We start from the raw sequence: 12,980 nt of genomic DNA, 5'->3' as shown, positions 1-12,980 counted from the left end.
GCTTGTGTTCACGCGGCGACCCCCGCGGCGGTGCCCGTGGACACCGGACCCGCGGACACCGGACCCGCGGCGGTGATCCCCTTCGTGGAGGCGATCACGTTCTTGAGCTTCTTGGCAAGAGCCTCATAGAACATGCTGAGCGGAAACTCGTCGGGAAGCACGTCGTCCACCAGCTTGCGCGGCGGCTGGCTCAGGTCCAGGGCGTCCGGGCCCTTGGCCCAGCGGGAGCCGGGGTGCGGGGCGAGGTAGGTGGAGACCAGCTCGTACGCGGCGAACCAGTGGACCAGCTTGGGCCGGTCGATGCCGTCGCGGTAGAGCTTCTCGATCTCGGCGCAGAGCTGGTTGGTGATCTGCGGGGCCCGCTCCCAGTCGATCTTGAGGGTGTTGTCGGTCCACCGGAGCACATCGTGCCGGTGGAGGTAGGCGAACAGAAGCTGCCCACCGAGACCGTCATAGTTGCGATTCCGGTCGCCGGTGACCGGGAATCGGAACATCCGGTCGAAGAGAACCGCGTACTGGACATCGCGGCCGTGGGGGTTGCCCCCGGCCTCCAGCCGCACGGCCTCCTTGAAGGCGGTGAGATCGCAGCGCAGCTCCTCCAGGCCGTACATCCAGAACGGCTGGCGCTGCTTGATCATGAACGGGTCGAAGGGCAGGTCGCCGTGGCTGTGGGTGCGGTCGTGGACCATGTCCCAGAGGACGAACGCCTCCTGGCAGCGCTGCTGGTCCTCGATCATCTCCCGGATGTCCTCGGGGAGGTCCAGACCCAGTACGCCGACGGCGGCGGTGGTCACGGCGCGGAAGCGGGCCGCCTCGCGGTCGCAGAAGATGCCGCCCCAGGTGAAGCGCTCGGGGGCCTGCCGGACGGCTATGGTCTCCGGGAAGAGGACGGCGGAGTTGGTGTCGTACCCGGCCGTGAAGTCCTCGAAGGTGATGCCGCAGAAGAGCGGGTTGTCGTAGTGCTCGCGCTCCAGTTCGGCCAGCCACTCGGGCCAGACCATGCGCAGGACGACGGCCTCCAGATTGCGGTCCGGGTTGCCGTTCTGCGTGTACATGGGGAAGACGACGAGGTGCTGAAGGCCGTCGCGGCGGTCGGCCGCGGGCTGGAAGGCGAGCAGCGAGTCCAGGAAGTCGGGGACGTCGAACGCGGCGTCGGCCCATCCGCGCAGGTCGGCGACGAGGGCCCGGTGGTAGGCGGCGTCGTGCGGGAGCAGCGGGGACAGCTCGGTCACCGCGTCGGCCACGCGGGAGACGGCGTCCTCGGCCAGGGCGCGGGTCGGGGCTCCCTCGGCGTCGAAGTCGATGGAGCCGTCCTTGGACTGCCAGGGGCGGATCTCCTCGACGGCATTCTTGAGCCGTGTCCAGGCGGGGTGGTCGATCACCCGTTCATCGGCCTTTACCGCGGACGCGGCGTCCTGCACAAGAATTTCCGTCATGTCACGTCCTCCACGGGTGAACCTTCCGTCAAAACACCGTATCCATGGGTTGTTCTTCAGGACAAGTGCGTTCAAAGAAATTATCCTGCCCTCTCGCATGATCACCGGAAGGTTTCCGGCACAGGCGGGGGCACGAGTCACCTTCTCCCGTTACCTCCCGGTGACCCTCAGTGTCCGCCCGGCGGCACGGAGTGGATCGCCGCAGACGGGACGGGGGCGCGGAACGGGGCCGGGGGTCGCCACCGGCGCACCGGCGGACGGACACGCCCCCATGGGCCCCGCGCACGTGCTTGCCGGACCGGGAGGGGCCACTAGGCTGCGTCCTTGCCGTGCAAAACGATCGAACCGATCAGACCGGACAGGCCCGGATCAATGGGACCGGCCGGGCCGGACGACCGGCCCCGGCGCAGGGCAACCGCCGTCGACGGAAGCGAGAGAATCTTGACTTTCCTCATCATCGGTCACCGCGGGGTCATGGGTGTCGAGCCGGAGAACACCCTGCGCTCCTTCGTCCGGGCCGAACGCTGCGGCATGGACGCCATCGAACTCGACCTCCATCTGAGCAAGGACGGCGCACTCGTCGTCATGCATGACGCCGCGGTGGACCGGACGACCGACGGCACCGGCCCCATCGCGGAGAAGACCCTCGCGGAGCTGCGCGGGCTGGACGCGGGCGACGGCGAACGGGTGCCGGTCTTCGAGGAGGTGCTGGACGCGGTGGGCGCACCGCTCCAGGCGGAGATCAAGGACGTGGCCGCCGCGCGGGCGCTCGCCCGGGTGATGCTCCACCGGGACCTGGTGGACCGGGTCACCGTGTCCTCGTTCCACGACGAGGCGATCGCGGAGATCTCCGCCCTGGTGCCGGGGGTGCGGACGGTGCTCATCGCCGGCCGCTGGGGCGCGGACATCGTGGACCGCGCCCGGACCGTGGGGGCCGACACCCTGGCGCTGAACATCCGCCGCCTCACGCTGGAGACCGCCGAGCAGGCCCGGGCCCAGGGGGTCGGGATCATCGGCTGGGTGGTGAACACGCAGGAACACCTCCGGCTGGCGCGCGCCCTCGAACTCGACGGCGCCACGACGGACTTCCCGGAGATCAAACGCACCGGCCGGTTCACCGCGTGACACGGGCGCGCCCCGGCGGCCCCACGCGGGCGCGCCCACCGGCCGGGCCCTCGGCGGGGCCGCCGGTCAGCCCGCCGACAGTTGCTCGGCCGGGTTCGCCGCCAGATCCTTGACCAGCAGTTCGAAGACGAGGTCGGCCCGCACGGGCGTACCGACGGCGAGCTCGCCGTACGGGAAGGGGCTCAGCTCGCCCGTACGGCGGTAACCCCGGCGGACATACCAGGCGATCAGCTCCGCCCGCAGGGAGATCACCGTCATCCGCATCTCCCGCGCGCTCCAGTGGTCACGGGCCACGCGCTCCGCCTCGGCCAGGATGCGGCGGCCGACACCGGTGGCCTGGGCCGAGGGGTCCACGGCGAACATCCCGAAGTGGGCCGACCCGCCCCGGTCTTCGAGACGGCAGCAGCCGACCGGCGCACCGTCACGCTCCGCGACCAGCAGCCGTCCCCCGGGTGCGGCGATCAGCTCCCGCAGCGCGGGCACCGTGGTCCGCGGCCCCTTGATCAACTCCGACTCGGAGGTCCAGGAACGGTCGGCGCCCACCCGGTAGGCACGGTGGATCACCTCCGCCAGCGCGGGCACGTCCTCCCCCTGGGCGTCCCGGAAAACGAGCGCGCCGGTGTCCGGGGCGGGTGCGGTGTCGGTTCTGTTCATCGGTGGGTCACTCCCTTTCATGATCGTCGCCCCGAGCGTACGGGGTGCGACGCGGCGCTCTCCCGCCGGATCCCGCGCGCACCGGTGCGGAGCCCCCGTCCAGGCTCTAAGGTGCGCGCATGGTGCATGTGTTGAGCAGCCGGATCATGGTGCGGCCGGTCGACCCGGACCGGTCGCGGGAGTTCTACGGACAGACGCTCGGTCTCCCGGTCTACCGGGAGTTCGGCACCGGCCCCGAGCGGGGCACGGTCTACTTCCTCGGCGGCGGCCATCTGGAGCTGTCCCGCCGGGTGCCGGAACGGACCGACGAGGGCGCCATCGAACTGTGGCTCCAGGTCGAGGACGTCGCCGCCGCCCACGAGCAGTTGTCCACGGCGGGTGCGACGATCCTGCGCCCACCGGTACGGGAACCGTGGGGTCTGATCGAAATGTGGATCACCGACCCGGACGGCCACCGCATCGTCCTCGTGGAGGTCCCCGCCGACCACCCCCTGCGCTACCGGCCGTGACCGACACGCCTCCGCCCGGCTCCCGGGCCGGACGATCCCCCCGGCCCCCTGCGGCGAGTGGGCCGAAGGGGCGCGACAGCCTCCGTCCCGTGGTGTGAGTGGGTGATGGCCTTGCCACCGGGGCAAGTAAGCCGAAGGGGTGCCGCCGGGCCCCGGGGGCGAGTGGACGATGCCCTTCGCCCCGGGGGCGAGTGATCCGAGGGGGTGCCGCGAGTGCTCCGTGCAGGGGGACGATCCCCTCCTCGCCCTGCGGCGAGTGAGCCGAAAGGGCGCACCCGTACACCGCCCCTGCGCGGGCGATGGCCTGGCCCGGCTGCCCGCACCCCGGGGCGAGTGAGCCGAAGGGGCGCGTGGCTGCCGAAAGCGGAGAGCGCGCCCCCGCCCCTTGGGCCGGGCGTTTGCCTCGACCCTGCGGCGAGTGAGCCGAAGGGGTGCCGCGGGTGCCGAAAGCGGAGAGCGCGCGCAGGCCGTGAGGAACGAGCGGCCGAGCACGGTCGACCGTCGGCGCACGCTCTGGCACCCGGAGGCGAACCGAGCCACAAAAAGGCAGAGAACCGAGCCACAAAAAAGAAGGAGACGTGCCGTGCACGGACCTGTGGTGGCGGGGTGGCTGATCGCCGCGCTCTCGGCGGCGACCGGTGGTTACTGCCTGGCCCGGGTGCGGCGGTGTCCGGGCCCCGGGCGCCGGGCGGGTGTCGAGGACGGGCTGATGGGGCTGGGGATGGCGGCGATGGCGCTGCCCGCCGTCATGGACGCCGCAGGGCCGGTGTACGCGGTGGTGTTCGGCGGGGCGGCGGTGCACGCGCTGTGGTCCGCGCGGCACGGCCCGGCGGGTCATCTGCACCATCTCGTCGGCTCGCTGGCGATGGTCTACATGGCTGTGGCGATGACGCCCGCGTCCGCCTCCGGTCACGCCGTGCACACCGGACCCCCCTCGGCGGCCGGAATCCCGCTGGTGACGGGTGCGCTGCTCGTCTATTACGCGGTGTACGCGCTGCGCGCGGGCGCCCGTCTGGTGCCCTCGGTACCGGTGGTGCCGGCGGCGGGCTCCGGGGCGTGGGGGGACGGCACGGAGCCCGGGGCGGAGCTGACGTCCGCGTGCCGTCTGACCATGGCGCTCGGCATGCTGGCGATGCTGCTGGCGCTCTGACGGCCGGACCGGCTCCGGCGTACGGGGCCGCCCCGCGCGGACACCCGCGGTGAACCACCCGCCCGGCGGGGAAACGTGTCGTACGTCACTTGGCCTGCCCGTGCGTATCCGAGGGCACCGCGACGCTCATAGGGTGATCACATGTTGGTCTCCCTCGTGCTGCTGTCGCTCGGAGCCCTGGCCGCCGTGCTGGCCCCCCGTCTCGTCGCGCGCGCGAACTGGCGGGAACGCGAGCCGATCGTGGCGCTCTGGGTGTGGCAGTGCGTGGTCGCCGCCGTGCTGCTCTGCTTCGCGCTGTCGATGGTCTTCAGCGCGGCAGCCGCCTGGCAGTTCGTCCGGGGGCAGGTCTTCGCCCCGGCGCCGCACGGGGTGATGGAGGCGTACGCGCTCGGCACCGAGGGTCCGTGGGCGGCCCTGCTCGCGGCCGTGCTCGCCTGCGGCGGGCTGTGGACGGCCGCGATGCTGACCCGTGAGATCAGGGACGCGCGGGCCCGCCGCCGCAGACACCGTGCCGAGCTGCTGGTGCGCGCGCCGCTGCTGCCCGGCGAGACCCCGGGCAGCGAGCCCCTGGTGGTGCTGGAGGGGGAGCGGCCCGACGCCTGGTGGCTCCCGGGCGGCACGCCGCAGCTCGTGATCACCACGGCCGCGCTCCGGCGGCTGAAGGGCCGCCAGCTGGACGCGGTGCTCGCGCACGAGCAGGGGCACGCCCGCGCCCGGCACGACTGGCTGCTGCACTGCTCCTCCGCGCTGGCCTCGGGCTTTCCGCAGATCCCGGTGTTCGCCGCGTTCCGTGACGAGATGCACCGGCTGGTGGAGCTGGCGGCCGACGACTCCGCGTCCAAGCGGTTCGGGCGGCTCACCACCGCGCTCGCGCTGGTGGAGCTGAACGAGGACCGGGGCGTGTTCGGGCCCTGCCCCACGCACCGGGGCCAGCTTCCGCAGCGGGTCGACCGGCTGCTGTCGGCGACGCCGCGGCTCACTCCGGGCCACCGGCTGCGGCTGACCGCCGCGGCCGCGCTGGTGCCGGTCGTCCCGGTGCTGGTGGCGTTCGTCCCCGCGCTGCGCGCCCTGACCTGACCCGCCCGACCTGATCCGTCCGGCCCGCTGCCCCGACCGGGCGGATCGGCGTCCGCGCACGGCCCGGGAGGGCCGGGGCCGCGGCCTGCGCTCCGGGCGGCGGCGCACCTCGGCGGGGATCGCCGCGTTTCCCCGGCCGGACCGGGGCGTGCCGCAACCGCCGGACCCCCGCAGAGAGGAATGATCGCTGTCATGCGCTCCCCCCGACCCGCGCACCCCGCAGGATCGACGCCGCCCGACCGCCCGCAGTGGCCTGCCCGGGTCTGCGCCGTGTCGGCGGTGCTCTCGGCCGTCCTGCTGGCGCTGGTCGCCACAGCCTGGCCGCCGCTGCTGTCGTTCGACGAGTCCGTGGCCCGGGAGCTGCACCGATGGGCGGTGCGGCAGCCGACGGCGGTACACGTCAACCGGGTGCTGACCGACTGGGTGTGGGACCCGTGGACCATGCGGGCGCTGATCACGGCGGTCTGCGTCTGGCTCGCGCTGCGGCGGGAGTGGCTGCTCGCGCTGTGCGTCGCCCTGTCGACGCTCCTCGGCACCCTGTTCCAGCAGGGCGTCAAGGCGGCGGTCGACCGGCAGCGCCCGCGCTGGCCGGACCCGGTCGACTCCGCCCACTACGCGGCCTTCCCCTCGGGTCACGCCATGACCGCCACCGTCGTCTGCGGACTGCTGCTGTGGGTGGCCGCGCTGCACCGGGTGAGCGCGCGGTGGATGCGGGCGGCGGCGGTGCTCGCGGCGGTCTCGGTGATCGGTGTCGGGCTGACCCGGCTCTACCTCGGGGTGCACTGGCCCACGGACGTCCTGGCGGGCTGGCTGATGGGGATCTGCTGGGTGCTGCTCACGGTGCTGGTGTACGAGCGGGTCGCACGGCGCCGTCCGGGACGGGGCGCCGGGGCCGTGGTTGCCCGGACCGGGCGATCCCCCGCGTCGCCCGGTCCGGGCAGCACAGCCGCCGACGAGCCGGAGGGGCCTGCGGGCGGAACGCGCTGAGTATATTGGCTCGGAGCCAGTCAACGCAGGAGTCCAGCATGTCCCCGCGGAGCCCGTCGGTCAATGAAGAGATGCGCAGGCGTTCCCGTGACCGGCTGCTCCAGGCGGCCGTCGACCTGATCGGCGAGCGGGGGTACGAGGCGACCACCCTGGCCGCCATCGCCGACCGGGCGGGCTCGGCGCGCGGGCTGGTCTCGTACTACTTCCCGGGCAAGCGCCAGTTGTTGCAGTCGGCGGTGCACCGGCTGATGCACCGCACGCTGGAGGCGGCGCTCTCGCGTGAGCCGCGCACCGACGACGGGCGGGAGCTGCTGGCCCGGGCGATCGACGCGGTGCTGGGGCTGGCCGTCGAGCAGCCGGTGCTGATGCGGACCCATATGTCGGGGGTGCTCCAGGCCGAGGGGTTCATCCAGTGCCCCGAACAGCAGCGGCTGGCCGCGCTGTTGCGCGACGCGGTGGAGCGTTCGGGTTCACGACAGGTCGACACGGACTATCCGATGCTGCGCGCGCTGCTGATGGGCGCGGTTTTCGCGATCGTGCTGCCGGGTGCGCCGATGTCGCCCGCCCGGCTGCGGGGGGAGCTGTTCCAGCGTTTCGGGCTCGGCTGGGAGCTGGGCGTTCCACCGGTGGACGGGCTTCCACCGGTGGACGGGCTTCCACCGGTGGACGGGCAACCGGGGAACGAGCCGCGGACGGACGAGCGGCCGGGCGGTGCGGCGGGGCCCGGTGCCCAGGAGGGCGACGCCCGCTGACAAAACGGCCCCCGGCCGCCGGACGCGAGGTCCGCCGGACGGGGGCGGGCGACCGCCGGTGATCCGCCGCGGCGGGTCACCGGCGGATCACCGGAGCGACAACGCCTGACGGATCAGTCGTCGTCCTCGTCGTGGTCGTCGTCCTGGTCGAAGTAGTCCGGCTGGGTCTGCACGTTCAGCTCGTGCAGCCGGACCTTCTTCGCCGGGTCGGTACGCCTGTCGTTGATCTTCAGGACGTCGATGCCCTTGGCGATGTCACTGGAGTAGACATGGCCGTTGTAGTAGTACGCCGACCAGGGGCCCGCGGAGGTGACCCGTTCGAGGGTGACCGGGCCGCGCTCGAAGTAGCCGATCTCCTTCGGCTTCGACGAGTCGGTGAAGTCCCAGACCGAGATGCCGCCCTGGTACCACGCCTGGACCATCAGGTCACGGCCCTTGACCGGGATCAGCGAGCCGTTGTGCGCCACGCACACCTCGGTGGCGGCCTGGTGCCGGTCGATCTTGAAGTAGCTCCGGAAGACCAGCTTGCGCTGGTCGCCCTTGCCGACGATGTCGTAGATGCCGTTCGCGCCCCGCTCGGGGCCGACCTCGACATTGCAGGTGGCCGCGCCGCCGCCGCCCAGCTCGTCGGTGAAGACGACCTTGTTGGCCCGCTGGTTGAAGGTGGCCGAGTGCCAGAACGCGAAGTTCTCGTTGTCCTGGACCCGGTCGATGACCTTCGGGCGCTCCGGGTTCTTGATGTCGAAGAGGATGCCGTCACCCATGCAGGCTCCGGCGGCCAGGTCCTTCGAGGGCAGCACGGTGATGTCGTGGCAGCCGGAGGTCGGGGAGACCCCCGGGTTGGTCGGCGCGCCGGGGTTGCCGCCGTCCGGGAAGAGGACGGGGAAGCCCACGAGGCTCGCCTGCTCCGGGGCCTTCCGCGGCACCTTCACGATCGAGATGCCGTCGTGCGGCGGCTTGCAGTCGGGGAACGTGGCCTGCGGCGAGTACGACGAGACGTAGACGTACACGTTCCGGCCGTCCGGCACGATCGTGTTGGTGTGCGAACCGCACGCGGTCTCGACAGCGGCGACGTACTTCGGGTTGCGCTTGTCGCTGATGTCGAAGACCTTGATGCCCTCCCACGACTCCTTGACCGTCGCGGACTGCGACGTGCTGGTGCAGGAGTTGTCGCTGCGCGAGGAGTCGGTGGACAGGATCAGCAGGTTGCCGGAGACCGAGACATCGTTCTGGCCACCCGGGCACAGCACCTCCGACACCGTCTTCGGCGCCTTGGGGTTGCTGATGTCGAAGATGGTGAAGCCGTCGTAGTTGCCGGCGTAGGCGTACTTCCCCTGGAAGGAGATGTCCGTGTTGGTGTTCTTCAGCGCCCCCTTGGGGACGTTCACGAGGTGTTCGATGTTGGGGCTTTTGACGATCTCGTCGACCCCGGGTATCCGACCCTGGTCGATGGCGGAACGGGCCTTGGACACCTCGCCGGAGGTGACCTTGTCCCCGCCCAACGGCTTGTCCCCGGGGTCGGGGGTGGCCATGGCCGGGGCGGCCGTCAGCAGCGTCGCGAGCAGTCCGGCGGCGGCGGTCGCGCCGCCCAGGCGTCTGGCTCGGGTACCGGTGTTGTGCAACAGACTCACTACGTCCTCCCTGTGGTTCCGTTCGTTGTCAAACGGATGCACGGACCACGGCAGTATCTTGCCTAGCATGCACATCTCAACAGATGGCAACAGACATGTAATAAGAGTTTTTGATCGCGATCGATCAAATCCGTGCTAGGAAAGATCACAAACACTCGTCAAACACCCCAAGACACACAGGAGATCACCGTGTTCCATCGCCGCTCGGCCAGAGGTACGCGCGGACCGGTCATCGCGGTGGTCGCCGCCGCGGCCGTACTCGCGCTGGGCGCCTGCGAGTCGGACTCCGGCTCCTCCGGCAAGGCGTCGTCGGCCAAGCCGTCCGGCGGCTCCACCGGCTCGGTGGTGGCTCCCGGCAAGCCGGGCGAACCGGCGAGGACGCTCTCGGCGGACGAGGCACGGAAGGCGCTCCCGGACGACTCCCCCAACGACGCCGACATCTCCTACGCGCACCGGATGATCGAGCACCACCAGCAGGCCCTGACCATGACCGACCTGGTGCCGGGGCGGGCCGGTACCGACCGCGTCAAGCGCTTGGCGGAACGCATATCCGCCGCGCAGAAGCCCGAGATAGGCGCGATGGAGGGCTGGCTCAGCAGCCACGGCCAGAAGCCCGCCAAGGGCGGCGACGGGCACGGCGGCCATGACGGCCACGGCGGCGGGGCGATGCCGGGCATGGCGACCGACGCCCAGCTCACGCAGTTGCGGGAGGCCCGGGGGGCGTCCTTCGACAAGCTCTTCCTGAAGCTGATGATCACCCATCACCAGGGGGCGATCACCATGGCCACGGAGGCGCTGACGGACGGCAACAACGTCCGTGTGGAGGAGATGGCGAACGACGTGGTCGCCAGTCAGACGGTAGAGATCAACCGGATGCGGAGCTTCGGCAAGATCTAGGCCCTGTGCCCGGACCGGGCCGGACACACGGGCCCGGCGGGATACGGACGAGAGGGCCTAGGTCGTGTCGTCAAAATCCCGTCTGCGTCGCGACGCCTTGCACGCACATCTGCCGCGTTGTCGTCAGTCGCCGATGCTCCGCATGGACTCCCTCCTCCGCCTTGCATCTGCACGCACCATGCGCCGCACCGCCCGTCCTCCGGACGGACGAAGCTATTTCGACGACACTCCCTAGGAGCCGGTGGCCTCCCGGGGGCGGGGGCCCGGGCGGCGGTGGCGGCGCGGGGTGAGGAGGCCGTCCTCGCGGGCTCCGGCGATGAGCCGCAGCGATCTGCGGCGGTTGCGGCCGGTGGCGCTCATCACCGCGAGCACCGGATCGGTCCCGTTGCGCTGAGCGGCGCGGTAGGCGTCGGCGGCGATCCGCCGTCCCGCCCGGCCCCGCGGCACCCCGGTCCGGGCCCGGCGCCCGCCCCGGACGGCGCGGGCCCCGTCACCCTGGCGCGGCGGCCCGTCGAAAGGTCTCGCGGGCCCCGCGCCCCCGGCGGCGTCAGGGGCTTCGACACCGCCGGGGCCTTCGGGGCCGACGGGCCGCACCACGGGGTGCCCGGAATCCCCCGGAGCGTTCACCACGGGCTCCGCGTCCCCGTCCGCCGGGGCGGCGGGGACGTCCGGGGCGGCGGGGACGCACCCGGCGCCCGCCCGCGCGGACGGCGCCGGGTGCTCCACGGCGGGGACGATGTCCTCGTGTGCCTGCCGGGGGGACGCGGGGCCGGTGGGGCGTACCGTGCGCCGGGGACGGCGGGCAGCCGCCCGGCAGGCGTCCTCCAGCGGCCTGCCGATCCGCTGGGCCAGAACGGTGACCCCCAGCAGCGGCAGCGGCGGATCGGCCCGCAGTTCCTCGATCGTGAGCCGGCCGCCCGCCACCACCGCGAGGACGTCGAGCCGGGTGCCGTCCGCGAAGGTCAGCCGGACGTCGAACCACCGGGAGAGCGGGGCCGCGCCCCCGGTGGACGGGGCCGTCTCCGGTGCCCCGCCGCACTCCCGGGCCGGGTCGGCCGAGACGGTGCCGTGCCCCTGGATCTCCCAGATGGCGGGATAGGGCAGCGCGCTGCCGGGATCATACTGATCATTGGCATTAAGAAACGTCGTTTCTTGCACCATTCATATGTAACCGGTCCATCCGAACGGTGGTGCCGCGGCACGCACTCCCTCCGTGCACGGCACCCTCCCGGCTCAGCACCGCGCACCGGCCGGGGCGGCCGTGGGATGCCGGAACCGTCCCCGCGGGACGTCACCGGACGTCACGCGTGCTCGCGGGCCGTCGCGGGGAGCCCGCGGGAAGGAGAGCCGCCGTGCTGCGCGTCGCCGTCGTCGGATCGGGCCCCAGCGGGGTCTACACCGCGCAGGGCCTCGTCCGGCAGAGCCGGGTGCCGGACGTCCGGGTGCATGTGCTGGACCGGCTGCCCTGTCCGTACGGGCTGGTGCGCTACGGCGTCGCCCCGGACCACGAGAAGATCAAGTCCCTCCAGGAGCATCTGCGCACGGTGCTGGAGGACGAGCGGATCGAGTTCCTGGGCCATGTCGAGGTCGGCGCCCACGGCCTGTGCCCCCGCAGACTGCTCGGCCTCTATCACGCGGTGGTCTACTGCGTGGGGGCCGCCCGGGACCGCCGCCTCGGCATCCCCGGCGAGGATCTGCCCGGCAGCCGCTCGGCCACGGACTTCGTCTCCTGGTACAGCGCCCACCCGGACGCCCCCGGGGACGGCTTCGGGTTCCCGGTCCGTTCGGCGGTGGTGATCGGCGCGGGCAATGTGGCCGTGGACGTCACCCGGGTCCTCGCCCGCGAGCCCGGGGCGCTGCGCGCCACCGACATGCCCGAGGGGGTGCTCGCCGCGCTCGCGCGCAGCGGGGTGCGCGAGGTGCACATGGTCGGCCGGCGCGGCCCGTCCCAGGCCCGGTTCACCACCAAGGAGCTGCGGGAGCTGGGCGCGCTTCCGGCCGCGGCGGTCCGGGTCCACCCGGCCGACCTCGCGCTCGACCCGGCGTACACGGATGCCTCCGTGGCCGCGGCGCTGCCCGCGGCCGTCCGCCGCAATCTCGACGTCGTCCGGGACTGGGCGGCCCGCGGGGCGAGGGGCGCGGACGAGGGCCGGGACCCGTGCCGTGTCCGGGTGCGGTTCTTCCTCCGTCCGGTGGAACTGCTGGAGCGGGACGGCGCGGTGGGCGCGGTGCGTTTTGAACGGACCGGGCCCGACGGGGCGGGCGGGGTGCGGGGCACCGGGGCGTACGAGGAGATCGAGGCGCAGTTGGTGCTGCGGGCCGTCGGCTACCAGGGGGTGCCGCTGCCGGGGCTCCCGTTCGACACCCGGCGGGGCACCGTGCCGCACGCCGCGGGGCGGGTGGTGCGCGACGGCGCCCCGTCCCCGGGCGAGTACGTGGCCGGATGGATCAAGAGGGGTCCGACGGGGGTCATCGGGAGCAACCGGCCGTGCGCCAAGGAGACGGTCGCCTCGCTCCTCGACGACGCCGGGGCGCTCGCCCGGCGGAGCGTCGCGGACGATCCGCTGGCGGAGCTGCGGGCTGCGGGCCACCGCCCGGTGCGCTGGGCGGGGTGGGAGGCGATCGTGGCCGCCGAGGCGACGCTGGGGCACCGGCTGGGGCGGGGGACGGTCAAGATCCCCGACTGGCCGGGGTTGCTGGCGGCGGCGGGGCCGTGACGCCGGGACCCGGGACCGCCACCCCGGAGGAACGGATGGTACGGG

The 12,980-nt window shown here is 72.6% G+C and carries 12 protein-coding genes; 8 read left to right on the top strand and 4 right to left on the bottom strand.

The features are described 5' to 3' along the window. Window positions 1-8: 8 nt before the first annotated feature. Window positions 9-1,436, bottom strand: a complete 1,428-nt coding sequence (locus CRV15_RS26665) for a DUF6421 family protein (protein WP_003958542.1) — start codon at window positions 1,434-1,436, stop codon at window positions 9-11. Between the two features lie 441 nt (window positions 1,437-1,877). Here CRV15_RS26665 and CRV15_RS26660 point away from each other — a divergent pair, with 441 nt between their 5' ends. Continuing rightward, entirely contained in the window at window positions 1,878-2,561 is a 684-nt protein-coding gene (locus tag CRV15_RS26660) for a glycerophosphodiester phosphodiesterase (protein ID WP_003958541.1), read from the top strand. A 66-nt stretch (window positions 2,562-2,627) separates the two neighbouring features. On the opposite strand, the gene CRV15_RS26655 is transcribed toward CRV15_RS26660, so the two are convergent. Continuing rightward, a complete protein-coding gene (locus CRV15_RS26655) occupies window positions 2,628-3,215 on the bottom strand; it encodes a GNAT family N-acetyltransferase (RefSeq protein ID WP_003958540.1) in 588 nt (195 codons plus the stop codon). A 119-nt stretch (window positions 3,216-3,334) separates the two neighbouring features. On the opposite strand from CRV15_RS26655, the gene CRV15_RS26650 reads away from it, so the two are divergent. From CRV15_RS26650 to CRV15_RS26630, 5 genes are all read left to right on the top strand, one after another. Next, a complete protein-coding gene (locus CRV15_RS26650; RefSeq protein ID WP_003958539.1) occupies window positions 3,335-3,724 on the top strand; it encodes a VOC family protein in 390 nt (129 codons plus the stop codon). Between the two features lie 583 nt (window positions 3,725-4,307). Then, window positions 4,308-4,874 carry a DUF5134 domain-containing protein gene (locus CRV15_RS26645; protein WP_003958538.1) on the top strand — a complete coding sequence of 189 codons (567 nt, stop codon included), beginning with the start codon at window positions 4,308-4,310 and terminating at the stop codon, window positions 4,872-4,874. Window positions 4,875-5,015: 141 nt separating this feature from the next. Continuing rightward, window positions 5,016-5,951, top strand: a complete 936-nt coding sequence (locus CRV15_RS26640) for a M56 family metallopeptidase (protein ID WP_003958537.1) — start codon at window positions 5,016-5,018, stop codon at window positions 5,949-5,951. Window positions 5,952-6,221: 270 nt separating this feature from the next. Next, window positions 6,222-6,938, top strand: a complete 717-nt coding sequence (locus tag CRV15_RS26635; RefSeq protein WP_003958536.1) for a phosphatase PAP2 family protein — start codon at window positions 6,222-6,224, stop codon at window positions 6,936-6,938. Window positions 6,939-6,976: 38 nt separating this feature from the next. Next, window positions 6,977-7,690 (top strand): TetR/AcrR family transcriptional regulator, encoded by a 714-nt coding sequence (locus CRV15_RS26630; RefSeq protein WP_003958535.1) that lies wholly within the window; start codon window positions 6,977-6,979, stop codon window positions 7,688-7,690. A gap of 113 nt (window positions 7,691-7,803) precedes the next feature. On the opposite strand, the gene CRV15_RS26625 is transcribed toward CRV15_RS26630, so the two are convergent. After that, the gene (locus CRV15_RS26625; protein WP_009995263.1) at window positions 7,804-9,321 is read right to left on the bottom strand and encodes an LVIVD repeat-containing protein; all 1,518 of its coding nucleotides are present in this window, start codon (window positions 9,319-9,321) and stop codon (window positions 7,804-7,806) included. A gap of 189 nt (window positions 9,322-9,510) precedes the next feature. On the opposite strand from CRV15_RS26625, the gene CRV15_RS26620 reads away from it, so the two are divergent. After that, entirely contained in the window at window positions 9,511-10,218 is a 708-nt protein-coding gene (locus tag CRV15_RS26620; protein ID WP_003959430.1) for a DUF305 domain-containing protein, read from the top strand. Between the two features lie 231 nt (window positions 10,219-10,449). On the opposite strand, the gene CRV15_RS26610 is transcribed toward CRV15_RS26620, so the two are convergent. Beyond that, window positions 10,450-11,379 (bottom strand): DUF6214 family protein, encoded by a 930-nt coding sequence (locus tag CRV15_RS26610; RefSeq protein ID WP_009995264.1) that lies wholly within the window; start codon window positions 11,377-11,379, stop codon window positions 10,450-10,452. Between the two features lie 191 nt (window positions 11,380-11,570). Here CRV15_RS26610 and CRV15_RS26605 point away from each other — a divergent pair, with 191 nt between their 5' ends. Continuing rightward, window positions 11,571-12,935, top strand: coding sequence for an FAD-dependent oxidoreductase (locus tag CRV15_RS26605; RefSeq protein ID WP_009995265.1), 1,365 nt, complete (start codon window positions 11,571-11,573; stop codon window positions 12,933-12,935). The last annotated feature ends 45 nt before the right edge of the window (window positions 12,936-12,980 follow it).

It is taken from the genome of Streptomyces clavuligerus (assembly GCF_005519465.1).
Classification (GTDB): domain Bacteria; phylum Actinomycetota; class Actinomycetes; order Streptomycetales; family Streptomycetaceae; genus Streptomyces; species Streptomyces clavuligerus.
The sequence above is the reverse complement of the archived record's forward strand: the minus strand, read 5'-3'. Positions and strand labels throughout refer to the sequence as shown.

Excerpts from the sequence above, each read along its gene's own strand:
- CRV15_RS26665 (WP_003958542.1), bottom strand. The coding sequence starts at position 1,436 with ATGACGGAAATTCTTGTGCAGGACGCCGCGTCCGCGGTAAAGGCCGAT.
- CRV15_RS26640 (WP_003958537.1), top strand. The coding sequence starts at position 5,016 with ATGTTGGTCTCCCTCGTGCTGCTGTCGCTCGGAGCCCTGGCCGCCGTG.
- CRV15_RS26610 (WP_009995264.1), bottom strand. The coding sequence starts at position 11,379 with ATGGTGCAAGAAACGACGTTTCTTAATGCCAATGATCAGTATGATCCC.
- CRV15_RS26630 (WP_003958535.1), top strand. The coding sequence starts at position 6,977 with ATGTCCCCGCGGAGCCCGTCGGTCAATGAAGAGATGCGCAGGCGTTCC.
- CRV15_RS26650 (WP_003958539.1), top strand. The coding sequence starts at position 3,335 with ATGGTGCATGTGTTGAGCAGCCGGATCATGGTGCGGCCGGTCGACCCG.
- CRV15_RS26655 (WP_003958540.1), bottom strand. The coding sequence starts at position 3,215 with ATGAACAGAACCGACACCGCACCCGCCCCGGACACCGGCGCGCTCGTT.